At 71.7% G+C, this 21,814-nt stretch carries 22 protein-coding genes; 19 read left to right on the top strand and 3 right to left on the bottom strand.

The window, feature by feature from the left end:
* Positions 1-19: 19 nt before the first annotated feature.
* On the bottom strand, positions 20-406 hold the full coding sequence (locus ACFOX0_RS24800; protein ID WP_377550193.1) for a VOC family protein: 387 nt from the start codon (positions 404-406) through the stop codon (positions 20-22).
* A gap of 419 nt (positions 407-825) precedes the next feature.
* On the opposite strand from ACFOX0_RS24800, the gene rpmE reads away from it, so the two are divergent.
* Both rpmE and prfA read left to right on the top strand, forming a co-directional pair.
* Positions 826-1,050, top strand: coding sequence for a 50S ribosomal protein L31 (gene rpmE, locus ACFOX0_RS24795; RefSeq protein WP_377550191.1), 225 nt, complete (start codon positions 826-828; stop codon positions 1,048-1,050).
* A 236-nt stretch (positions 1,051-1,286) separates the two neighbouring features.
* Complete coding sequence (gene prfA, locus ACFOX0_RS24790) at positions 1,287-2,375, top strand: peptide chain release factor 1 (protein ID WP_377550189.1); 1,089 nt, start codon at positions 1,287-1,289, stop codon at positions 2,373-2,375.
* 1 nt (position 2,376) lies between these two features.
* Here prfA and ACFOX0_RS24785 read toward each other — a convergent pair whose 3' ends face one another.
* On the bottom strand, positions 2,377-3,930 hold the full coding sequence (locus tag ACFOX0_RS24785) for a diguanylate cyclase domain-containing protein (protein ID WP_377550186.1): 1,554 nt from the start codon (positions 3,928-3,930) through the stop codon (positions 2,377-2,379).
* Between the two features lie 81 nt (positions 3,931-4,011).
* Here ACFOX0_RS24785 and prmC point away from each other — a divergent pair, with 81 nt between their 5' ends.
* The 5 genes from prmC (at position 4,012) to ACFOX0_RS24760 (ending at position 9,318) form a co-directional block, all read left to right on the top strand.
* Complete coding sequence (gene prmC, locus ACFOX0_RS24780; RefSeq protein WP_377550184.1) at positions 4,012-4,953, top strand: peptide chain release factor N(5)-glutamine methyltransferase; 942 nt, start codon at positions 4,012-4,014, stop codon at positions 4,951-4,953.
* A gap of 25 nt (positions 4,954-4,978) precedes the next feature.
* Complete coding sequence (locus tag ACFOX0_RS24775) at positions 4,979-5,614, top strand: L-threonylcarbamoyladenylate synthase (protein ID WP_377550304.1); 636 nt, start codon at positions 4,979-4,981, stop codon at positions 5,612-5,614.
* 31 nt (positions 5,615-5,645) lie between these two features.
* Complete coding sequence (locus tag ACFOX0_RS24770) at positions 5,646-6,296, top strand: L-threonylcarbamoyladenylate synthase (protein WP_377550302.1); 651 nt, start codon at positions 5,646-5,648, stop codon at positions 6,294-6,296.
* Positions 6,297-6,911 (top strand): arsenate reductase/protein-tyrosine-phosphatase family protein, encoded by a 615-nt coding sequence (locus ACFOX0_RS24765; RefSeq protein WP_377550182.1) that lies wholly within the window; start codon positions 6,297-6,299, stop codon positions 6,909-6,911. It abuts the gene before it with no gap.
* 139 nt (positions 6,912-7,050) lie between these two features.
* Complete coding sequence (locus tag ACFOX0_RS24760; protein WP_377550180.1) at positions 7,051-9,318, top strand: transglycosylase domain-containing protein; 2,268 nt, start codon at positions 7,051-7,053, stop codon at positions 9,316-9,318.
* Between the two features lie 69 nt (positions 9,319-9,387).
* Here the strand turns inward: ACFOX0_RS24760 and ACFOX0_RS24755 are convergent, their stop codons facing one another.
* The gene (locus tag ACFOX0_RS24755; protein ID WP_377550178.1) at positions 9,388-10,881 is read right to left on the bottom strand and encodes an SDR family oxidoreductase; all 1,494 of its coding nucleotides are present in this window, start codon (positions 10,879-10,881) and stop codon (positions 9,388-9,390) included.
* Positions 10,882-10,941: 60 nt separating this feature from the next.
* Here ACFOX0_RS24755 and ACFOX0_RS24750 point away from each other — a divergent pair, with 60 nt between their 5' ends.
* From ACFOX0_RS24750 to ACFOX0_RS24695, 12 genes are all read left to right on the top strand, one after another.
* Positions 10,942-12,228, top strand: a complete 1,287-nt coding sequence (locus ACFOX0_RS24750; RefSeq protein WP_377550176.1) for a serine hydroxymethyltransferase — start codon at positions 10,942-10,944, stop codon at positions 12,226-12,228.
* A gap of 46 nt (positions 12,229-12,274) precedes the next feature.
* Positions 12,275-12,715: a hypothetical protein gene (locus ACFOX0_RS24745; protein ID WP_377550300.1), complete on the top strand. Its 441-nt coding sequence runs from the start codon at positions 12,275-12,277 to the stop codon at positions 12,713-12,715.
* A 314-nt stretch (positions 12,716-13,029) separates the two neighbouring features.
* A complete protein-coding gene (locus ACFOX0_RS24740; RefSeq protein WP_377550174.1) occupies positions 13,030-13,266 on the top strand; it encodes an AtpZ/AtpI family protein in 237 nt (78 codons plus the stop codon).
* Between the two features lie 13 nt (positions 13,267-13,279).
* Positions 13,280-14,080 carry a F0F1 ATP synthase subunit A gene (gene atpB / locus ACFOX0_RS24735; RefSeq protein WP_377550172.1) on the top strand — a complete coding sequence of 267 codons (801 nt, stop codon included), beginning with the start codon at positions 13,280-13,282 and terminating at the stop codon, positions 14,078-14,080.
* Positions 14,081-14,153: 73 nt separating this feature from the next.
* Positions 14,154-14,387: a F0F1 ATP synthase subunit C gene (locus ACFOX0_RS24730; RefSeq protein WP_377550170.1), complete on the top strand. Its 234-nt coding sequence runs from the start codon at positions 14,154-14,156 to the stop codon at positions 14,385-14,387.
* A gap of 28 nt (positions 14,388-14,415) precedes the next feature.
* Positions 14,416-14,970, top strand: coding sequence for a F0F1 ATP synthase subunit B (locus ACFOX0_RS24725; protein WP_377550168.1), 555 nt, complete (start codon positions 14,416-14,418; stop codon positions 14,968-14,970).
* Positions 14,970-15,791: a F0F1 ATP synthase subunit delta gene (locus ACFOX0_RS24720; protein ID WP_377550166.1), complete on the top strand. Its 822-nt coding sequence runs from the start codon at positions 14,970-14,972 to the stop codon at positions 15,789-15,791. The genes ACFOX0_RS24725 and ACFOX0_RS24720 overlap by 1 nt, the downstream gene beginning before the upstream one ends.
* 88 nt (positions 15,792-15,879) lie before the next feature.
* Positions 15,880-17,562 (top strand): F0F1 ATP synthase subunit alpha, encoded by a 1,683-nt coding sequence (atpA, locus tag ACFOX0_RS24715; protein WP_377550164.1) that lies wholly within the window; start codon positions 15,880-15,882, stop codon positions 17,560-17,562.
* A 9-nt stretch (positions 17,563-17,571) separates the two neighbouring features.
* Entirely contained in the window at positions 17,572-18,510 is a 939-nt protein-coding gene (locus tag ACFOX0_RS24710; RefSeq protein ID WP_377550162.1) for a F0F1 ATP synthase subunit gamma, read from the top strand.
* On the top strand, positions 18,510-19,967 hold the full coding sequence (gene atpD, locus ACFOX0_RS24705; protein ID WP_377550160.1) for a F0F1 ATP synthase subunit beta: 1,458 nt from the start codon (positions 18,510-18,512) through the stop codon (positions 19,965-19,967). Before ACFOX0_RS24710 ends, atpD begins: the two co-directional genes overlap by 1 nt.
* Before the next feature lie 211 nt (positions 19,968-20,178).
* Complete coding sequence (locus ACFOX0_RS24700) at positions 20,179-21,399, top strand: LCP family protein (protein WP_377550158.1); 1,221 nt, start codon at positions 20,179-20,181, stop codon at positions 21,397-21,399.
* Positions 21,400-21,524: 125 nt separating this feature from the next.
* Positions 21,525-21,806: a F0F1 ATP synthase subunit epsilon gene (locus tag ACFOX0_RS24695; protein ID WP_377550156.1), complete on the top strand. Its 282-nt coding sequence runs from the start codon at positions 21,525-21,527 to the stop codon at positions 21,804-21,806.
* The last annotated feature ends 8 nt before the right edge of the window (positions 21,807-21,814 follow it).

The raw sequence follows: 21,814 nt of genomic DNA, 5'->3' as shown, positions 1-21,814 counted from the left end.
GGGCTCACGCCGTCGGCGCTCACGACTGCTGTACGACCAGCCAGTTGTTGCCGTCCGGATCGTCGAAGCCGAACCACCGTCCCCACGGCGCGTCCTCGACGGCGCTGTGCACCGGCACGCCGACGGCGTTCAACTGCGCCCAGGTGGCGTCCACGTCGTCGCAGGTGATCGAGAGTTTCGCCGAGCCGGGCCGCGCCTTGTCGCCGCCGAACCAGCTGGCGAGGGTGATGTCCGGACCGCCGTTCGGTGGGGTCAACATCACCCACCGGCTGCCGCCGCCCGCGCCGGCCGCCGCCATGACGTAGTCGAATTTCTCCTCGAAGCCGAGCGTTTCCACGTAGAACTTCTTGGCCCGGTCCTGGTCGGTCACCGGCACGGTGACCAGGTTTATCGCTCCCAGTGCCATGGTTCTCCTCCTCGCGCTGAGACGTCGTCTTTCCGGAGGATCAGATGGTAACGCGACGATTACCCATTCATTCGGACAGACTGCGTTGAACTTTATTTACGTCATGATTCACGTATTGAAAGGAGTATTCCGGACATCGACCGGCCGGGTGGGCCGATCCGGGTGCGGTCGCCCGGGTGTGCGCCTGCCGGCGGCGGGAAACCGGATGAAGGAGGAGGGACCGGGGCAGGAATGTCCGGCGGCGGTTTCGCGTTACCTCACCCGGACCGCGCGTGTGCCGCCCGGTTTCACCGGCGGTGATCCGGGATGGCACACTGGTCAATCGGCCACCGGTTCCGGTTCACGCCCAGCTCGTCCCGCACCTCGGGGCGGGCCACGACGGCGACCCGGCGACCACCTGACGAAAGGACCGAGGCGACATGAAGCCCAACATCCACCCCGAGTACGTCTCCACCGAGGTCACGTGCTCGTGCGGCAACACGTTCACGACCCGTAGCACCGCCAAGGGCGGCACGATCCACGTCGAGACCTGCAGCGCCTGCCACCCGTTCTACACCGGTAAGCAGCGCGTCCTCGACACCGCCGGCCGGGTCGCGAAGTTCCAGCAGAAGTACGCCAAGGTTCAGGCCAAGAAGGCCAAGTAGCCACGTCGACGGCGTCCGTGCCCGGTCCAGCACCGGGCACGGGCGCCGTTCTTCGTACGGTCCCGTTCTTTGTGGCAGTCGCGGCTCGTCGTGGTGGGGGTTGGCGGCCGGGTGACCCGCTCTGGGCGGTCAGGCTTGATCCCGACGCGGGTCACCCGGCCGCCAACCCCGGACTCTGGTCGCGGTCCGTCCGGAGCGAGGTGTAATCCGTTCATAGGTCGGCGAGGGAGTGGGCAGTGAGTAGTGAGCGGTTGGCGGCGCTGCTGGACGAGTACGCGGACCTGGAGAAGCGGCTCGCCGATCCGGCGATCCACGCCGACCAGAACACGGCCCGGCGGGTCGGCCGGCGGTTCGCCGAGTTGGCGCCGATCCACAAGGCGGCCGGCGAGTTGACCGAGGCACGACAGGATCTCGCCGCCGCCCGCGAGCTGGCCGCCGAGGACGCGTCGTTCGCGGCCGAGGCGGAGACCATCGCCGGCCGGCTCCCCGAGCTGGAGGAGCGGCTGGCCGAGCTGCTCATCCCGCGCGACCCGCACGACGCCAAGGACGTGATCGTCGAGATCAAGGCCGGCGAGGGTGGGGAGGAGTCCGCCCTGTTCGCGGCCGACCTGCTGCGGATGTACACCCGGTACGCGGAGCGGCGCGGCTGGGTCACCGAGGTGATCGACGCGCAGGACTCGGACCTGGGCGGGGTGAAGGACGTCTCGCTCGCGGTGAAGACCAAGGGCGTACCCGAGGGTGGCAACGGGGTCTGGTCCCGGCTCAAGTGGGAGGGCGGCGTGCACCGCGTGCAGCGGGTGCCGGTCACCGAGTCGCAGGGCCGGATCCACACCAGCGCCGCCGGCGTACTCGTGCTGCCCGAGGCGGAGGACGTGGACGTCACCATCGATCCGAACGAGCTGCGGATCGACGTCTTCCGCTCGTCCGGGCCGGGTGGCCAGTCGGTCAACACCACCGACTCGGCGGTGCGGATCACCCACGTACCGACCGGGATCGTGGTCTCCTGCCAGAACGAGAAGAGCCAGCTGCAGAACCGCGAGCAGGCGATGCGGATCCTGCGGGCCCGGCTGCTCGCGGCGGCCCAGGAGCAGGCCGACGCGGCGGCCTCGGACGCCCGCAAGGCGCAGGTCCGGACGGTGGACCGCTCGGAACGGATCCGCACCTACAACTTCCCGCAGAACCGGATCACCGACCACCGGATCGGCTACACCGCGTACAACCTCGACCTGGCGCTGGCCGGCGAGCTGGACGGGGTGCTCGACGCGCTGGCCGAGGCGGACCGGGCGGCCCGGCTGGCCGGCGACAGCGAGCTGTCCCGCCGCTGAGTCAGGAGGCCGCGCGGGGACGGGTCTTGGCCCGGAGCATCTCCCGGTCGGCGATCTCGAACGCGGTGCCCAGGGCGTCCCGCAGCGCGGCGCCGCTGCCGGTGACCTCGGCGAAGCCGACGCTGACCCCGACCGGGGTGTCGGGCACCAGCGACTCCCAGTCCTCGTCCCGCACCGCCTGGGTGATCCGGCGGGTGACCTCGGCCGCCTCGGGCATTCCGGCGCCGGGCAGCACGACGACGAACTCGTCCCCGCCGTACCGGGCGACGAAGTCGCCCCGCCGCATCACCCGGTTGATCACCCCGGCGACCCGCTGCAGCACCAGGTCGCCCGAGTGGTGCCCGTGCGTGGTGTTGACCGCCTTGAACCCGTCGAGGTCGCAGACGCCGACCACGGCCCGCTGACCCCGGCTGACCATCATGGTGATGTACCGCTCCAGGCTGCGCCGGTTGGGCAGGCCGGTGAGCGGGTCGGTGAGCGCCTCGCCCTCGAACCGGGCCGCCTCCCGACGCAGTTCCTCGTGGTCGATCCGGGCGGCGATGCCGTCCACGTAGACGTCCCGCAACCGGTCGTTGCGCTGCGCGGCGAGCCGGAAGGCGTACCGGTCGGTCCGGTGCGCGGCGGCGTGGTCGCCGGCCCGGGCCAGGGCCAGGCTGCGCAGTCGGGCGGCCTCGGCGGCGCCCAGCGTCTCGGCGGCGACCCGGGCGGTGTCCAGCCGGGTGATCGCCTCGATCGGCCGGTTCGCCGCGATGGCCAGGCAGACCTCGCCGAGCTGGCGCATGTCCCGGGCCCGCGCGCTGTCGCCGCCCTCGGCGAGCAGGGCCCGCGGGTCGGCGCCGGGCACCGGGTCGGACGTCTCACCCAGGGCCGCGCGGCGGGCCAGGGCATAGCCGTACGCGGTGAGGCCGCTCGGCCGCAGCCGGGTGATACCGCCACCGCGCAGGAAGCGGTTGAGGTCTCCGTCGATGTCCCGCAGCACCCGCAGGCAGCCGTCGCTGTCACCGTTGTGGTCGAGCGCCACCGCGTTGCGCAGCCGGATCCCGGGAGCGGCGAACGTCTCCTCCGGGATGCCCGCGTCGGCGGCGAGCTGCCGGGCCCGCTCCAGCGCGCTCAGCGCGTAGCCGTGGAAGCTGAGGTAGGAGTACGCCATCGCCAGGTCGTGCCAGCCCCAGGCGGTCTCCCGGTCCGGGTCCTCGACGGCGCTCAGCGCGCGGGCCGAGCGGACCAGGTGGCTGACGCACCGGTCCAGCGCGCCCTGGTCGTGGGCGGCCAACGCGGCGAGGGCGTGCAGGTGGCCGTGCAGGTACGGCTCGGCCAGGTCGCGGGCCGCGTCGAAGGCCCGCTCGACGGCGTCGGTGTACTCGGCGGTACGGCCGAGGTTGATCACCGCGGAGACGCGCTGCAACAGGGCGTCGGCGCGCGAATACGGGTCGCCGGTCTCCGCGAGGACCTGTTCGAGCACCGCGTACGCCTCGGCGGACCGGCTGTGCTCCAGGAGGTCGCGAGCGTGCATGAGGAGATCGGCCCGGTCCCTGACCCGGTCGAGCCAGCTCACCCATTACCTCCATCCGCGGCGTTCTGTCGCCGGTGACGCACCCGGGCCGCGCCGGGTGGGGGCGACCCTCATGATTATTGCGTGGCAGATTTTCCTCGACACCCAACCGAAGGGCCAGATCGGCTCCGGGCGTCGGTCGCGGTCGCCCGCGCGGCGACCCGACTGGCCACGGCCGGCATCGGCCCGGCCCGGGCCGAGGCGGAGCAACTCGCGGCGTACGTGCTGGGGGTTTCCCGTGGTCGGCTGGCGCTGGTCGACGGGTTCGGGGCGGCCCAGCTGCACCGGTTCGAGGAGCTGGTGGCCCGGCGGGCCCGCCGGGAGCCGCTGCAGCACCTGCTCGGTTCGGCGGCGTTCCGGCAGCTGGAACTGGCGGTCGGTCCGGGGGTCTTCGTGCCCCGGCCGGAGACCGAGCTGCTCGCCGGCTGGGCGATCGAGGCGGCCCGCGCGGCCACGCCCGACCCGGCGGCCGGTGGCCGCCCGTCCGGATCCGGGGTGACGGTGGTCGATCTGTGCAGCGGTTCCGGGGCGATCGCGCTCGCGGTGGCCGACGAGCTGCCGACCGCGACCGTGCTGGCCGTCGAACGGTCCCCGGCGGCGTTGGCCTGGCTGCGCCGCAACGCCGCCGAGCGGGCCGGCGCGGGGGACCGGCCGATCGAGGTACGCGCGGGGGACGTCACCGACCCCGGCCTGCTGACCGAGCTGTCCGGCCGGGTCGACGTGCTGGTCTGCAACCCGCCGTACGTCCCGGTGGGCACCGAGGTGGGTCCGGAGGTGGCGGACGACCCGGCCGAGGCGGTGTTCGGCGGCGCCGACGGGCTGGCGGTGATCCGGCCGCTGGTCGACCGGGCGGCGCGACTGCTGCGGCCCGGCGGGATGCTCGGCGTGGAACACGACGACACGCAGGGGGAGACGGTGCCGGCGCTGCTCGCCGCGGACGGCCGGTTCGATCGGATCGTCGGTCACGAGGATCTGACCGGCCGGCCCCGGTTCGTCACCGCCCGGCGGGTGGCCGGTCCGTCGTGAGTCCGTGGCAGACTGGCTCACCGTGATGCTCTACGACTGCCGGTCGCTGGCCGAACGGGACCGGGGCGTGGCCGCGGCCGTGGAAGCGGTCAAGAACGGCGAACTCGTGGTCCTGCCCACCGACACCGTCTACGGGATCGGTTGCGACGCCTTCACCCCGTACGCGGTGAAGGCGCTGCTGGCGGCCCGGGACGCGGGGCAGACCGCGCCCGGGGTCCTGGTCGGCTCCCGGCACACCCTGGACGGCCTGGTCTACAGCCTGCCGCAGTCGGCCCGGGACCTGGTGGAGGCGTACTGGCCGGGCCCGTTGACCGTGGTGGTGGAGCACTCGCCGAGCCTGCAGTGGGACCTGGGGGAGACCGGCGGGCGGATCCTGGTCCGGATGCCGCTGCACCCGCTCGCGCTGGAGGTGCTGCGGGAGACCGGTCCGATGGCGCTCTCCTCCGCGAACAAGGTCAATCAACCCGCCGCGCGGGACGCCGAGACCGCCCGCGACCAGTTCGGCTACGCCGTGCGGGCCTACCTGGACGCCGGCCCGTGCGGCAGCTCGTTGACCAGCACCATCGTCGACGTCACCGGCCCGACCCCGCAGGTGCTGCGGGAGGGCGCGCTCAGTTTCGACCAGGTACGTGAGGTGCTGCCGGATGCGGTCCGGGCCTGACGTCCGGCGGGTGAGAGACTTCTGACTCGTGATGTTCTTCGATTGCGGCCGACCGGATGACCGGGAGCGCGGTCTCGCCGCGGCGGTGACGGCGGTCCGGGACGGCGAGCTGGTCGTCCTGCCCACCGACACCGTGTACGGGCTCGGCGCGGACGCCTTCGCACCCGGCGCGGCCCAGCGGCTGCTGGACGCCAAGGGCCGGGGTCGGCACATGCCGCCGCCGGTGCTGGTGGACTCCTGGACGGCCCTGGGCCGGCTCGCGTTGACCCTGCCGGACAGCGCCCGGGACCTGGCCGACGCGTTCTGGCCCGGTGCGCTCACGCTGGTGCTGCGGCACGACCCGGCGGTGCCGCTCGACCTCGGCGACTTCGGCGGCACGGTGGCGGTCCGGATGCCGCAGCACCCGCTCGCGCTGGAGCTGCTCCGGCGGACCGGCCCGATGGCGGTCTCGTCGGCGAACCTGACCGGCCAGCCGTCCGCGACCACCGCGGCGCAGGCCCGTGACCAGCTCGGCGCGGCGGTCCGGGTCTACCTGGAGGCGGGGCCCGCCCCGGATCCGGTGCCGAGCACGATCGTCGACCTGACCGGCGAACGGCCCCGGATGTTGCGGGCCGGGGCCGTACCGTTGGAGAAGCTGGGCGACGTGGTGCCCGCCCTGCTCCGGCCTGATGAGGTGTCCTGAGTGCCGCCGTTCACGGTCCTGCACGTGTGCATGGGCAACATCTGCCGTTCGCCGATGGCCGAGCGGCTGCTGACTCTGGCCGCCCGGCGGCGGCTGGAGCGGCTGCCGGACGCCGATCCCGGGCTGCTCGACGAGCTGCTGCACAGCCACAGCGCCGGCACCGGCGGTTGGCACGCCGGCGAGGAGATGAACCCGCCGGCGGCCCGCCAGGTCCGCACCCGGGGCGGGGACGTCGACGGGTTCGCCGCCCGCAAGCTGCGCTCCGACCAGATCGACGCGGCGGACCTGGTCCTCACCGCCACCGCCGACCAGCAGGAGTACGTGACGGCGCTGCGTCCCGACGCGACCGCCCGGACGTTCGTCCTGGGCGAGTTCGGCCGGTTGTTGCCCACCGTCGACCTGGCCGGCCTGCCACCGGCCGGGGTTGCTCCGGACCTGGTGTACACCCGCGGGACCGCCCTGGTCCGGGCGGTCGACCAGGCTCGCGCCGGTGCGGTGCCGCTGGCCGCCGACGACCTGGACGACCCGTGGGGTCGGGGCGACCAGTGCTTCGGCCGGGTGGCGGACGAGATCGAGGAGACCGTCGAGCCGCTGGCCGCCGCGCTGCTGCCGTAGCCGGCCGGGCGATTGTCGCCCGTCGAGGGAAATTCACGAAATCGGTCCCTTATAGGGCGAAAGCAGGGTGAAAAACCCGAAGACTGGTCATTCTTGACGGGTTCCCGCAGGTGCCGACCGGTCACGCGAGGTGAGCCCGATGATCCACTCCCGACTCGGCAAGCTGTTCACCGTGTTGTTGGCGGGGGTGCTCGGCGGCCTGCTGCTGGCCCTGGCGGCCCTGCCGGCGATGACCCTCTACGGCTTCGGCCTCAACGCGCTCACCGCGCCGTACGGGGGGATGTCCGGCGACCTGCCGACCCCGCCGCCGGCCCAGCGCTCGACGCTGTACGCGGCCGACGGCCGTACCGTGATCACGACCTTCTACGAGGAGGACCGCACGGACGTCCCGCTGTCGGCGGTGGCGCCGGTGATGCGGCAGGCCATGGTCGCCGCCGAGGACACCCGCTTCTACGCCCACCACGGGGTCGACCTGCGGGGGGTGCTCCGGGCGTTCGTCGCCAACCGGCTGGGCGGTGACGACCGGCAGGGCGCCTCGACGTTGACCATGCAGTACGTCCGCAACGTGCGGAAGTCGGACCCGAACCTGACCGAGGCCCAGCGGGCCGCGGCGACCGAGACCACGGTGGGCCGCAAGCTCCAGGAGATGCGGTACGCCGTGGAACTGGAACGGAAGCTGTCCAAGGACGAGATCCTCGGCCGCTACCTCAACATCGCCTACTTCGGGGCCGGGGCGTACGGCATCGCCGCGGCCAGCTACCGCTACTTCGGCAAGAGGGCGTCGGAGCTGACCCTGGCCGAGGCGGCGCTGCTGGCCGGGCTGGTCCGGGCGCCGGACTACTACGACCCGATCAACGGCGACGCCGCGGCCGCGGTGCAGCGGCGCGGCTACGTCCTGGACCAGATGGTCGCGATGGGGGTGCTCGCACCGGCCGACGCGGCCCGGGCGCGGGGCGAACGGTTGGCGCTGCGGCCGCGCAGCACCACCGGTGAGTGCGTCTCGGCCAAGCCCGAGGACTGGGGTTTCTTCTGCGACTGGTTCCGGCAGTGGTGGAGCACCCAGCCGGCCTTCGGCGCCACCCCCGCCGACCGGTTGGCCGCGTTGCGCCGGGGCGGCTACCGGATCACCGCCAGCATCGACCCGGACATCCAGGCCACCGCCGTGAAATACGCCAACTGGGTCTACGACCAGGACAACCCGCGGGCCCTGCCGATCGCGGTGGTGCAACCGGGCACCGGGCGGGTGCTGGCCCTGGCCGTGAACCGGCACTACCAGGCCGGCGGGAACCCGGCCGGGCAGGAGAACTACCCGAACACCGTCAACCAGCTCGTGGCCGGGGGCGGCGACATCGAGGGCTACCAGGCCGGCTCGACGTTCAAGTTGTTCACCATGCTGGCCGCGCTGGAGCAGGGGATGCCGCTGGCCAGTGGCTTCAACGCGCCGGCCTGGCTGATGACGAACTACCCGGTGACCGGCCGGTCCAGCTGCGGCGGCTACTGGTGCCCGGTCAACTCCAACCCGGAGTGGATGGATGGCTACCGCACCATGTGGAGCGCCTTCGGCCGCTCGGTGAACACGTACTTCGCGCACCTCATCGAGCGGGTGGGCGCCGACCAGGTGGTGGCGATGGCGCAGCGGCTGGGCATCCAGTTCCGCGCCGCGAACGACGCCACCATGGCCCGGACCGGCGCCAAGGCGTGGGGTCCGTTCACCTTCGGGGTCGCCTCGACCACCCCGCTGGACCTGGCCAACGCGTACGCGACGGTGGCCGCGGAGGGGATGTACTGCGCGCCCCGGCCGGTGGTCTCGATCATCGACCCGGCGGGTCGCCGGATCGCCGCCGCCGACCCGGACTGCCGGCGGGCGCTCAGCACCGAGGTGGCCCGGGCGGCCACCGACGCGGCCCGCTGCCCGGTGGGCGACCAGTCCGCGTACCAGCGGTGCGACGGGGGGACCGGTCTGCAACTGCACGCGATCATGGAAGGCCGGCCGGTGGCCGGCAAGACCGGCAGCGCCGAGGACTACGCGACGGAGACCGCGGTCGCCTACACCCCGCAGGTGGCGGCCGCCGCCATCGCCGCCAATCCGGACGACCCGCGCGACCTGGTCGGCAAGGACGTGCAGGCCAAGGTCGTCGTCGCGGTGGCCCGGACGATGCAGACGGCGCTGCGGGACAAGCCGGTGCTGCCGTTCACCCCGCCCAACGTCCGGACCGCGTTCGGCGACACCAACCCGTACGCCGTCCCGCCGGCGGGCTCGTACGGCAGCCCGACCGACCCGTACCGCCGCTATCCGACCGACCCGTACGGCTACCCGACCGACCCGTACGGCGGCGCGCCAGCCGGCACGTCCGCCGGCGTCGCCGGCCCGCCGGCCGGCGTCGACGACCGCTCCCCGCTGGACTGAGCGGCCGGCCTCTGAGCCCTCGCGGGCTCGGCGGAGCGTCGCCGGGCGGTGCCGCTTTCGGCGGACGGCCTACCGGGTCCGGGTGCCGGGATAAGAGCCGGCGAGGCGTTCGGCGCCGGCGGCGATGTTGCGGGCCATCCCGCCGAAGACCAGCGTGTGGAACGGGCTCACCGCCGCCCAGTAGGCGTGCCCGGCCAACCCGCGCGGCACGAAGACGGCCCGCTGCGAGTAGCGGCTGGCCCGGTCGCCGTCCGGCTCGGCGCGCAACTCCAGCCAGGCGCGGCCGGGCACCCGCATCTCGGCGCGCAGCCGCAGCAGCTCGCCCGGCACGATCTCCTCCACCCGCCAGAAGTCGAGCGCCTCGCCGACCAGCAGGCGGTGCGGGTGCCGCCGGCCGCGGCGCAGGCCCACCCCGCCGGTCAGCCGGTCCAGCCAACCGCGCACCGACCAGGCGAGCGGGAACGAGTACCAGCCGTTCTCCCCACCCACACCCTCGATGATCCGCCACAGCGCATCCGCCGGCGCGGCGACCCGGGCCTGCCGTACGTCGGTGTAGACCGAGCCGCCGGACCAGTTCGGGTCGCTGGGCAGCGGTTCGGCCGCCGCCTGGTCCGGTCCGCTCGCGGTCGACCACCGGGTCTCCACGTCGAAGTCGCGGATTTTGGTCAGCGCCAGCTCGACCGCCCGGTCGAAGCCGGTCAGCCCGCCCGGCGGGTCGGGCAGGTACCCGGCGATGTCGTGTTCCCGGGCCACCGCCTCCTGCACCAGGCTCTCCACCAGCGGCCGGGCGATGGCGTTCGGCACCGGGGTGATCAGGCCGACCCAGTACGAGGAGAGACCGGGGCTGAGCACCCGGGTGGGCAGGACGACCCGGTGGGACAGGCCGGCCACGGCGGCGTACCGGCGCATCATCTCCAGGAAGGTCAGCACGTCCGGGCCGGCGATGTCGAAGCCGCGGTTGACCCGGTCCGGCAGGGTGGCGCAGCCGACCAGGTACCGCAGCACGTCCCGGACGGCGATCGGTTGGATCCGGTTGTGCACCCAGCGCGGGGTGACCATGGCCGGCAGCCGCTCGGTGAGGTAGCGCAGCATCTCGAAGGAGGCGGAACCGGAACCGATGATCACGGCGGCCCGCAGCACCACGGTCGGTACGCCGCTGTCCAGCAGGATCCGCCCGACCTCGGCCCGGGACCGCAGGTGCGCCGAGGCGTGCCGCTCCCCGGTCGGTGGCACCGGCCCGCCGAGGTAGACGATCCGGCGTACGCCGGCGGCCCGGGCCGCCGCGGCGAAGTGGGTCGCGGCGGCCCGGTCGGTGGCCTCGAAGCCGGCCTGGCCGAGCGAGTGGACCAGGTAGTAGGCGATCTCGATCCCGGCCAGCGCGGCCGGCAGGGTCTCCGGCCGGCTCAGGTCGCCCTCGGTCACCTCGACCTCGCCGGCCCACGGCACGTCCCGCAGCCGGCCCGCGGACCGGGTCAGGCAGCGCACCGCGTGCCCGTCGGCCAGCAGGCGCGGCACCAACCGGCCGCCGATGTAGCCGGTGGCGCCGGTGACCAGGCATCTCATGGGCCTCATTCTGCGGCCGAATACACTCGGCCGCATGAGCATCCGGACCGGAGTACGGGTATGAGCGGGCAGGCCGAGTTCTGGGGGCCCGACCTCGCCGAGCTGCGAGCCACCGACCCGGAGATCGCCGAGGTGGTGCTCGGCGAGCTGGACCGGCTGCGGACCGGCCTGCAACTGATCGCCAGCGAGAACCTGACCTCGCCGGCGGTGCTGGCCGCGCTCGGCTCGACGTTGACCAACAAGTACGCCGAGGGCTACCCCGGGCGGCGGTACTACGGCGGCTGCGCCCAGGTGGACCGGGCCGAGGAGATCGGCGTCGCCCGGGCGAAGGAGCTGTTCGGCGCCGAGCACGCCAACCTGCAGCCGCACTCCGGCGCCAGCGCCAACCTGGCCGCGTACGCGGCGCTGCTGCAGCCGGGCGACACCGTGCTGGCGATGGACCTGCCGCACGGCGGGCACCTGACCCACGGCAGCCGGGTCAACTTCTCCGGCAGGTGGTTCCGGACGGTCGGCTACACCGTCCGGGCGGACACCGAGCTGATCGACTACGACGAGGTACGCGACCTCGCCCGGACCCATCGGCCGAAAATGATCATCTGTGGCGCGACCGCCTATCCGCGCCTGATCGACTTCGCCCGGTTCCGGGAGATCGCCGACGAGGTCGAGGCGTACCTGATGGTGGACGCCGCGCACTTCATCGGCCTGGTCGCCGGCCGGGCCGTCCCGTCCCCGGTGCCGTACGCGGACGTCGTCTGCGCCACCACGCACAAGGTGCTGCGCGGCCCGCGCGGCGGCATGATCCTGTGCCGCGGGGCGCTGGCCGAGCGGATCGACAAGGCGGTCTTCCCGTTCACCCAGGGCGGCCCGCTGATGCACGCCGTCGCGGCCAAGGCGGTCGCGCTGCGCGAGGCCGCCCAGCCGGAATACCAGGCGTACGCCGCCCAGGTGGTGCGCAACGCGCAGGCGCTCGCCGCCGGCCTGGCCGCGGAGGGGATGCGGCCGGTCTCCGGCGGCACCGACACCCATCTGGCCCTGATCGACCTGCGGGAGACCGGGGTGACCGGGCGGGCGGCCGAGGAGCGCTGCGACGCCGCGACCATCACCCTGAACAAGAACGCCATCCCGTACGACCCGCAGAAGCCGATGGTCGCCTCCGGCATCCGGGTCGGCACCCCGAGCGTCACCACGCAGGGCATGCGGGAGGGGCAGATGCGGCAGATCGCCGGCCTGATCGCCGACGCGGTCCGCACCGACCCGGCCGCCGCTGGCGGCGCCGACCGGTTGGCCCGGATCGCCGGTGCGGTCGCCGAGCTGGCCCGCGAGTTCCCGGCGTACCCCCGTGGCTGAGCCGGCCGGCGCGGACCGGGCCGGCGCGGCGGGTGGCGGCGCGGCGGTGACCGCGCCGGACGACCGCCGGTGGCGGGTCGCGCACCTGCCGGCGCTGGTCGTGGTCTCGGTGGTGGCGATCGGCCTGGCCGCCGCGGTCGGCTGGTGGCTGGCCGGCGGTACGGGAGCGGCGGGCGCGGCGGCCGGTGTCGCCGTGGTGACCGTGAGTTACGTGTTGTCCACCCTGGTGGTGGCCTGGGCCGACTCGGTGCACCCCAGGCTGGTGCTGCCGTTCGGCCTCGGCGTCTACGCGGCGAAGATCGCCTTGTTGGGCACCCTGATGATCGCGGTGGCCACGTCCGGCTGGGCCGGGCTGCTGCCGTTCAGCTACGGCATCGCGGCCGGCGTGGTGGCCTGGACCGGCGCGCACATCTGGTGGATCAGCACCGTGCACGCGGCCCGGGTGCGCTCCGGCGAGATCCGCGCGACTGACCGCGCCGACGACTGACCGCGCCGACCGTCCCCAGCGGACGGCCGGCTGTCCTTACCCGATGGTGTGGCCACGCGGGCGGTTTTCGGCAAACGCGAGGTTTTTCCCGGCCGGACCCGCAGGATTCAGGGTGAGCGCCCGATCCGGTGGGGACCCGGGACCCGGCCGGAGAGCGGCGCGACAAAAACTGTCCGTGATCGGTCATTGCGCACCGGCGTGAGCGGAGTAGCGTGCCCAGTTACGAACTCTGCTTCCCGGTACGCCCACACGACCAGGTTGTGCGGGGGGTGACGCACAGCCTCATCCACCCGGCTGATATCGTTCGGCGCGTCATGACCGGTGACCAGACCCCTCCCCCCGCAGGCGATCCAGGCGACCACCGCCCGGATGCCGGCCAGGGTTGGACCGCGCTCAGCTATCTGATCGCGGGCATGGCGGTCTGGGGTTTCGCCGGTTGGCTGGTCGACAAATGGCTCGACACCGGCGGCGTCGCCACCGGGGTGGGCATCGTGCTCGGCATGGCCGGAGGGATTCTCCTGGTCGTCCGCCGAATGGGCACACCGAGCTAGGGGAAGGGACGCGGTGTTCGGACAGACGGTCGCGCTCGCGCAGAGCGAACTTCCGTGGCCACCCAGCGTGGAGGACTTCTTCCTCCCGAGCATCCTGCCGTGGGGCGAGCACAACAACTACTGGTTCACCAAGATCACGCTGATGGTCTGGTTGGCCGTCGGCTTCCTGATCATCTACTTCCTGCTCAGCTATCGTAAGCCGAAGCTGGTGCCGACCAAGAAGCAGTGGATCGCCGAGTCGGTCTACGGCTTCGTCCGGAACAACGTGGCGGTCGAGATGATCGGCCACCGCGGGGTGGCGTTCGCGCCGTACTTCACCACGCTGTTCTGCTTCATCCTGGTGACGAACATCTTCGGCATCATCCCCTTCCTGCAGTTGTCCCCCAACTCGCACATCGCGTTCCCGGCCTTCATGGCGGTGATCAGCTACGTGATGTTCATCTGGGTGGGCATCCGGCACCACGGGTTCGGCAAGTACGTCAAGGCCTCGCTGATCCCCCCGGCGCCGTGGTACATCCTGCCGATCCTGGTCCCGATCGAGTTCGCCTCGACGTTCCTGTTCCGGCCGATCACCCTGGCCCTGCGGTTGTTCGCCAACATGTTCGCGGGTCACATCATCCTGCTGGTGTTCACGGTCGGCGGCTTCGTCCTGCTGAACGCGGAGAGCATCTTCATCAAGCCCGCCTCGGTGATCTCCTGGATCATGGCTATCGCGCTGACCTTCCTGGAAGCGCTGATCGCCGTGCTGCAGGCGTACATCTTCGTCGTGCTGACCGCGAGCTACGTGCAGGGCTCGCTCGCCGACGAGCACTGATCGTCACAACCGCACAGCCCGTCAGTCGTCCCGCGTGAACATCTCACGCGAGATAACCAGGAGGAATCCCGTAATGAACCTCGCAGCCGTCAACATCGTCGGCAACCTGAGCGCCATCGGCTACGGCCTCGCGGCCATCGGCCCGGGCATCGGCGTGGGCCTGATCTTCGCCTCGTACATCCAGTCGACCGCGCGGCAGCCCGAGTCGTCCCGGCTGACCCTGCCGTACGTCTGGATCGGCTTCGCCGTGGTCGAGGCGCTCGCCCTGCTGGGCATCGCGTTCGGTTACGCGTTCAGCGCCTCCTGATCGAACCCCCTCGAACCGGAGGTTTGCCGTGTTCCCACTCGCTGCCGAGGGCGCGCACAACCCGATCCTGCCGATCTGGCAGGAGATCGTGGTCGGGCTGATCGCCTTCGTCCTGCTCTACGTCGTGTTGGCGAAGTTCGTCTTCCCGCGCATGGAGCAGACCTTCCAGGCCCGGGTCGACGCGATCGAGGGCGGCATCAAGCGCGCCGAGGACGCTCAGGCCGAGGCCAACCAACTGCTGGAGCAGTACAAGGCCCAGCTCGCCGAGGCGCGTACCGAGGCGGCCCGGATCCGGGACGACGCCCGGGCCGACGCCGAGGGCATCCGCAACGACGTGCTGGCCAAGGCGCGCGAGGAGGCCGACCGGGTCATCACGGCCGGCAAGGAGCAACTCGCCGCCGAGCGGCAGACCATCGTGCGCGAGCTGCGCACCGAGATGGGTGGCCTGGCGGTCGACCTGGCCAGCAAGATCGTCGGTGAGTCGCTGGCCGACGAGGCGCGTCGCAAGGGCACGGTCGAGCGGTTCCTGGCCGGGCTCGAGACGGCCGGCTCCGGCAACGGCTCCGCCGTAAGGACGAGCTGATGCAGGCCGCCAGCCGGGAGTCCTACGCCGCCGCGGCGGAGCGCCTCGACGCGTACGCGCGGGGCGCCGAGCCGGCGGCGTTGGCCGCCGTCGCCGACGGCCTGCTCGCGGTCGCGGGGCTGCTGCGTGAGCAGCCCCGGCTGCGTCGGGCGCTGAGCGACCCGGCCCGTCCGGGTGCCGACCGGGCGGGTCTGCTGACCGGCCTGGTCCAGGGCAAGATCGACGCGGACGCGGTCGAGCTGGCCGGCGCGCTGGCCGGCGGCCGTTGGTCGGCACCGTCCGAGCTGCTGGAGGCCGCCGAGCGGCTCGGCGTGGAGGCGCTGCTGGCCGGCGCCGACCGGGCCGGCGACCTCGGTGAGGTCGAGGACGAGCTGTTCCGCTTCGGCCAGGTGGTCGCCGCGGACGCCGACCTGAGCAACACGCTGTCCGACCCGATCGCGCCGGTCGCCCAGCGGGCCGAGCTGACCCGCGCTCTGCTCGAGGGCAAGGCGAAGCCGACCACCGTGCGGCTGGTCGAGGTGGCGCTCGCCGGCTTCGGCGGACGCTCCGTCAGCGGCGCGCTGACCCGCCTGGTCGAACTCGCCGCCGACCGGCGGGACCGCCAGGTGGCGTACGTGACCGTGGCGGCCCCGCTCGCCGAGGACGAGGAGCACCGGTTGGGCAGCAGGCTCACCGAGCTATACGGTCGGGAGGTCAGCGTCAAGCAGACGGTGGACCCCGAGATCCTCGGCGGGATGAGCGTGCAGATCGGTGCCGACCTCTACGACGGCACCGTGCTCCGGCGGCTCATCGAAACCCGCAACGCGCTCGCCAAGCGCTGAGCAGCCCCGCGAAGCGTCGCAAGAACTGACAGCCGTACCGACCCGCCGCTCTGAGTTAACTCCGGGCCCCGAATAGAGGAAGCAGAGGATGGCCGAGCTGACCATCTCGACGGAGGAGATCCGCGGCGCCCTGGAGCGCTACGTCTCCTCCTACTCGCCCGACGTCTCCCGCGAGGAGGTCGGCACCGTCGCCGACGCCGGTGACGGCATCGCCCACGTCGAGGGCCTGCCCTCGACCATGACCAACGAACTGCTGGAGTTCGAGGACGGCACGCTCGGCGTGGCGTTGAACCTCGACGTCCGTGAGATCGGTGTCGTCGTCCTGGGCGACTTCGCCGGCCTCGAGGAGGGCCAGCGGGTCAAGCGGACCGGCCGGGTGCTCTCCGTGCCGGTCGGCGACGCCTTCCTGGGCCGCGTGGTCGACCCGCTCGGCGCGCCGATCGACGGCCTCGGCGACATCGCCAACGAGGGCTTCCGCGAGCTGGAGCTGCAGGCCCCGAACGTGATGTCCCGGCAGTCGGTCTCCGAGCCGCTGCAGACCGGCATCAAGGCCATCGACGCGATGACCCCGATCGGTCGCGGCCAGCGGCAGCTGATCATCGGTGACCGGCAGACCGGCAAGACCACGGTCGCGGTGGACACGATCATCAACCAGCTCGACAACTGGCGCTCCGGTGACCCGGCGAAGCAGGTCCGCTGCATCTACGTGGCGGTCGGCCAGAAGGGCTCCACCATCGCGTCCATCAAGGGCACGCTGGAGGAGGCCGGCGCGATGGAGTACACCACCATCGTCGCCTCCCCGGCCTCCGACCCGGCCGGCTTCAAGTACCTCGCCCCGTACACCGGCTCGGCCATCGGCCAGCACTGGATGTACGGCGGCAAGCACGTCCTGATCGTCTTCGACGACCTGAGCAAGCAGGCCGAGGCGTACCGCGCGGTGTCGCTGCTGCTGCGCCGCCCGCCGGGCCGCGAGGCGTACCCCGGTGACGTCTTCTACCTGCACTCGCGGCTGCTGGAGCGGTGCGCGAAGCTCTCCGACGAGATGGGCGGCGGCTCGATGACCGGCCTGCCGATCATCGAGACGAAGGCCAACGACATCTCGGCCTTCATCCCGACCAACGTCATCTCGATCACCGACGGCCAGATCTTCCTGGAGACCGACCTGTTCAACCAGGGCGTCCGGCCGGCCATCAACGTCGGTACCTCGGTCTCCCGGGTCGGCGGTGCCGCCCAGGTGAAGCCGATGCGGAAGGTCGCCGGTTCGCTGCGGCTGAACCTGGCCCAGTACCGCGAGCTGGAGGCGTTCGCCGCGTTCGCCTCCGACCTGGACAAGGCCTCCCAGGACCAGCTGAACCGCGGTGCCCGGCTGGTCGAGCTGCTCAAGCAGTCGAACTACTCGCCGTACCCGGTGCAGGACGAGGTCGTCTCGGTCTGGGCCGGCACCGAGGGCAAGCTGGACGACATCCCGGTGGGTGAGGTCCGGCGGTTCGAGTCGGAGTTCCTGGAGTACCTGCGCCACCAGCACCAGGGCGTGCTCGCCTCGATCGGCGACGGCAAGTGGGACGACGACCTGATCTCGTCGCTCGACGACGCGGTCGCCCGGTTCAAGCAGATGTTCCTCGGCAAGGAGGACGAGCGCCGGGTGAACGAGGCGCCGGCGAAGGCGCTCGAGGGCGACCAGGCCCGGGAGACGGTGACCCGGTTCCGGGACGGCAGCACCGACCGTCCGGTGGAGTCCTCCGGCGCCAACGCCCCGGCCGAGAAGCAGTAGGGCTGATCGATGGCCGCCCAGGTACGCGTTCTTCGCCAGCGGATCCGCTCGGCGAAGGGGATGAAGAAGATCACCAAGGCGATGGAGCTCGTGGCGACGAGCCGGATCGCCAAGGCCCAGGCGCGGGTGACGGCGTCCCTGCCGTACGCCCAGGCCATCACCGGGGTGCTCACCGCCCTGGCGTCCAACGCGCGCATCGATCACCCCCTGCTCACCCCGCGCGAGCGGGTCCGTCGGGCCGGCGTGCTGCTGATCACCTCGGACCGCGGTCTGGCCGGTGGCTACAGCTCCAACGCCATCCGGCAGGCCGAGTCGCTGATCGCCCGGCTCAGGGCGGACGGCAAGGAACCGGTGCTGTACGTCATCGGCCGCAAGGGCGTGACGTACTACAAGTTCCGGGACCGGCCGGTCGAGGCGAGCTGGACCGGCTTCTCCGAGCAGCCGGACTTCGCCAACGCCCGGGAGGTGGGTGAGACGCTGATCAAGGCGTTCACCCACGGCGCGGACGACACCGACGAGCACGGCGGAGTGGACGGGGTGCGCGGCGTGGACGAGCTGCACATCGTCTTCACCGAGTTCAAGTCGCTGATGACGCAGACCCCGGTGACCCGGATCCTCGGCCCGATGCAGGTCGAGAACCGGCCGCGGTCGGAGGCGCCGAAGACCCTGCTGCCGTCGTACGAGTTCGAGCCGGAGGCCGAGGCGCTGCTGGACGCGCTGCTGCCGAAGTACATCAACACGCGGATCTACGCGGCGTTGCTGGAGTCGGCGGCGAGCGAGTCGGCGGCCCGCCGGCGGGCGATGAAGAGCGCGACGGACAACGCCGAAGAGATGATCGAGAAGTACACGCGTGAGATGAACTCGGCCCGCCAGGCCGGGATCACCCAGGAGATCAGCGAGATCGTCGGCGGCGCGAACGCGCTGGCCGCGTCGGGAAGTGAAGTGTGATGACTGTATCCGCAACCGCCGGCGGACCGGCGGAGACCAAGACGGCCACCGGTCGGGTGGTCCGGGTCATCGGCCCGGTCGTCGACGCCGAGTTCCCGCGCGACGGCATGCCCGACCTGTTCAACGCCCTGCACGTGAACGTGACCCTGTCCGGCGGCGAGAAGACGCTGACCCTGGAGGTCGCCCAGCACCTGGGTGACAACGTGATCCGGGCCATCTCGATGCAGCCCACCGACGGCCTGGTCCGCGGCACCGAGGTCCGGGACACCGGCTCGCCGATCACCGTGCCGGTCGGCGACGGGGTCAAGGGCCACGTGTTCAACGCCATCGGCGAGTGCCTGAACCTGCGTGAGGGCGAGCGGCTGGAGGTTTCCGACCGCTGGCAGATCCACCGCAAGGCCCCGGCCTTCGCGGACTTGGAGCCGAAGACCGAGATGCTGGAGACCGGCATCAAGGTCATCGACCTGCTCGCCCCGTACGTCAAGGGCGGCAAGATCGGCCTGTTCGGCGGCGCCGGCGTGGGCAAGACGGTGCTGATCCAGGAGATGATCACCCGGGTCGCGAACAACTTCGGTGGTACGTCGGTGTTCGCCGGCGTCGGTGAGCGCACCCGTGAGGGCAACGACCTCATCGCCGAGATGACCGAGTCCGGCGTCATCGACAAGACCGCGCTGGTCTACGGCCAGATGGATGAGCCGCCGGGCACCCGGCTGCGGGTGGCGCTGTCCGCGCTGACCATGGCGGAGTACTTCCGGGACGTGCAGAAGCAGGAGGTGCTGCTCTTCATCGACAACATCTTCCGCTTCACCCAGGCCGGTTCCGAGGTCTCCACCCTGCTCGGCCGGATGCCCTCGGCGGTGGGTTACCAGCCCACCCTGGCCGACGAGATGGGCGAGCTGCAGGAGCGGATCACCTCGGTCCGGGGTCAGGCGATCACCTCGATGCAGGCGATCTACGTGCCCGCCGACGACTACACCGACCCGGCGCCGGCGACCACCTTCGCTCACCTGGACGCGACCACCAACCTGGAGCGGTCGATCTCCGACAAGGGCATCTACCCGGCGGTGGACCCGCTGGCGTCCTACTCCCGGATCCTGTCCGCCCAGTACGTCGGCGCCGAGCACTTCGCGGTGGCCTCCGAGGTGAAGCGGATCCTGCAGCGGTACAAGGACCTGCAGGACATCATCGCCATCCTCGGCATCGAGGAGCTGTCCGAGGAGGACAAGCTCACGGTGACCCGGGCCCGCCGGATCGAGCGCTTCCTGTCGCAGAACACCTACGCGGCGGAGCAGTTCACCGGCGTACCGGGCTCGACGGTTCCGATCAAGGAGACCATCGAGGCGTTCAAGAAGATCAGCGAGGGCGAGTTCGACCACTTCCCCGAGCAGGCCTTCTTCATGTGCGGTGGCCTGGACGACCTGGAGCGCAAGGCCAAGGAGCTGATGAAGGAGAGCTGAGCCTCTCCGAGGGGTCCACGAAGGACCGCGCCGGCGCAGAGCCGACGCGGTCCTTCGTGCATGGGCACCCGAACGGGATCTTCACACCCGCGAGGTAGCCTCATATCAACGCGCGTCACCGGCCTCCCGCGGTGGTGCCGGCGCCCACCCGGCCGCAGGGCGTGACGAACGGAGAGCTTCGTTGGCAAGCAAGGGCAAGCGGAAAAAGGCCATGCCCAGGGCCAAGGCCGCACCCCGGGCCGAGGCCGGTGCCGACGCCGTACCCGCGGAGCCCACGGTCGCCGACGCCGGGGCCCGGCCCGCGGGCCGACCGGCGGCCACCCGCAGGTCGCCCCGGGCTCCCCGCTGGGCCTGGCTGTGCACGATCTCGGGCGCGTTGCTGATGCTGTTCAGCGGGGGCGTCCTGGTCGGCTCCGAGGTGCTGCTGGCCCGCTACCAGGGCGCGGTCGCCCAGGGAGACCTCTTCGGCGACGAGGCGTTGGGCGCCACGCCGCCGCCGAAGCGCAGTTCCATCCAGGGGCCGCTGAACCTGCTGCTGGTCGGGATCGACCCGCGGCAGGGCCAGGAGAACGAACCGCCCCGGTCGGACTCGGTCATGGTGATGCACGTGACCGAGGGGCTCGACCGGGCGTACCTGTTCTCCATGCCCCGGGACCTGGTGGTCGACATCCCGGCCTTCCCGAAGGCCGGCTTCGGTGGCTCCACCGAGAAGCTGAACGCCGCGATGGCGTACGGCAGCCGGGTGCCCGGCCAGGTCAGGCCCGATCCGGTACGCGGGTTCGAACTGCTCGCCCTGACCGTGAGCAACTACACCGGGATCAAGCGGTTCGACGCCGGTGCGATCATCAACTTCAGCGGTTTCCAGAAGATCGTGGACGCGATCGGCGGGGTCGACATGTACATCGACACCGACGTCAAGTCCGAGCACCGCAGGCCGGACGGCTCGTACCGCGAGGGGAAGAAGTGGGGCGAGGGCTACGTCGGGCCGCAGGCCACGTACACGGTCGGTCCGGCGCACCTGAAGGGCTGGCAGGCGTTGGACTACGTACGGCAGCGCTACGGCCTGCCGAACGGCGACTACGACCGGCAGCGGCACCAGCAGCAGTTCGTCAAGGCGATGGTCGAGCAGGCCTTCAGCCGGGACGTGGTGACCAACCCGCTCAAGCTCGACTCGGTGCTGCGGGCCGCCGGTGAGTCGCTGATCTTCAACGGCCGGGGCAGCAGCGTCGCCGACTTCGGGTTCGCGCTGCGCAACCTGCGGTCGGAATCGATCGAGATGGTCAGGTTCCCGGGCGGCGGGATCGGCGTCGGCGCGAACTACCGCGGCGAGGCGCTGGAACCGGTCGCGAAGCAGTTCTTCGCCGCTATGCTCGCCGGAACGGCGGACGATTTCCTGGCCGGCCACCCGGAACTGGTCAACAAGGACAAGTAGGCAGGATCGGCGACGACCCGCCGCCGGCCGGCGCCCGGTCCCGGGCCGCCCGGCACCCGCCTCGGACGGCGACCCGGGTCGGGACTAGAATTTCCATGTTCCCGTCGGCGCGCAAAGGAGACAGCGTGGCAAAGCAGCTTCACGTCGAGGTCGTGTCCGTCGAGGAGAAGCTCTGGACCGGCGAGGCCGAGATGGTCGTCGCCCGGACGACCGAGGGCGAACTCGGCGTGCTGCCCGGCCACGCCCCGCTGCTCGGCCTGCTGAAGGAGCCGAGCCAGGTACGCATCAAGCGGGCCGGTGGCGAGCAGATCGCCTACGAGGTGTCCGGCGGATTCCTCTCGGTGACCGGTGAGGGCGTCACGGTGCTCGCGGAGAGCGCCACCCCCGCCACCGCTTCGAACCGCTGACCGGGCCA

It is taken from the genome of Micromonospora zhanjiangensis (assembly GCF_042650605.1).
Lineage (GTDB): Bacteria > Actinomycetota > Actinomycetes > Mycobacteriales > Micromonosporaceae > Micromonospora_J > Micromonospora_J zhanjiangensis.
Note: the sequence above shows the minus strand (reverse complement) of the source record. Positions and strands in the feature narration are given on the sequence as shown.

What these genes read in the sequence shown, in the direction of transcription:
- ACFOX0_RS24800 (WP_377550193.1), bottom strand. Translation starts at nt 406, where the DNA reads ATGGCACTGGGAGCGATAAACCTGGTCACCGTGCCGGTGACCGACCAG.
- rpmE (WP_377550191.1), top strand. Translation starts at nt 826, where the DNA reads ATGAAGCCCAACATCCACCCCGAGTACGTCTCCACCGAGGTCACGTGC.
- ACFOX0_RS24775 (WP_377550304.1), top strand. Translation starts at nt 4,979, where the DNA reads ATGCTCTACGACTGCCGGTCGCTGGCCGAACGGGACCGGGGCGTGGCC.
- ACFOX0_RS24770 (WP_377550302.1), top strand. Translation starts at nt 5,646, where the DNA reads ATGTTCTTCGATTGCGGCCGACCGGATGACCGGGAGCGCGGTCTCGCC.
- ACFOX0_RS24760 (WP_377550180.1), top strand. Translation starts at nt 7,051, where the DNA reads ATGATCCACTCCCGACTCGGCAAGCTGTTCACCGTGTTGTTGGCGGGG.
- ACFOX0_RS24755 (WP_377550178.1), bottom strand. Translation starts at nt 10,881, where the DNA reads ATGAGATGCCTGGTCACCGGCGCCACCGGCTACATCGGCGGCCGGTTG.
- ACFOX0_RS24750 (WP_377550176.1), top strand. Translation starts at nt 10,942, where the DNA reads ATGAGCGGGCAGGCCGAGTTCTGGGGGCCCGACCTCGCCGAGCTGCGA.
- ACFOX0_RS24740 (WP_377550174.1), top strand. Translation starts at nt 13,030, where the DNA reads ATGACCGGTGACCAGACCCCTCCCCCCGCAGGCGATCCAGGCGACCAC.
- ACFOX0_RS24730 (WP_377550170.1), top strand. Translation starts at nt 14,154, where the DNA reads ATGAACCTCGCAGCCGTCAACATCGTCGGCAACCTGAGCGCCATCGGC.
- ACFOX0_RS24720 (WP_377550166.1), top strand. Translation starts at nt 14,970, where the DNA reads ATGCAGGCCGCCAGCCGGGAGTCCTACGCCGCCGCGGCGGAGCGCCTC.
- atpA (WP_377550164.1), top strand. Translation starts at nt 15,880, where the DNA reads ATGGCCGAGCTGACCATCTCGACGGAGGAGATCCGCGGCGCCCTGGAG.
- ACFOX0_RS24710 (WP_377550162.1), top strand. Translation starts at nt 17,572, where the DNA reads ATGGCCGCCCAGGTACGCGTTCTTCGCCAGCGGATCCGCTCGGCGAAG.
- atpD (WP_377550160.1), top strand. Translation starts at nt 18,510, where the DNA reads ATGACTGTATCCGCAACCGCCGGCGGACCGGCGGAGACCAAGACGGCC.
- ACFOX0_RS24700 (WP_377550158.1), top strand. Translation starts at nt 20,179, where the DNA reads ATGCCCAGGGCCAAGGCCGCACCCCGGGCCGAGGCCGGTGCCGACGCC.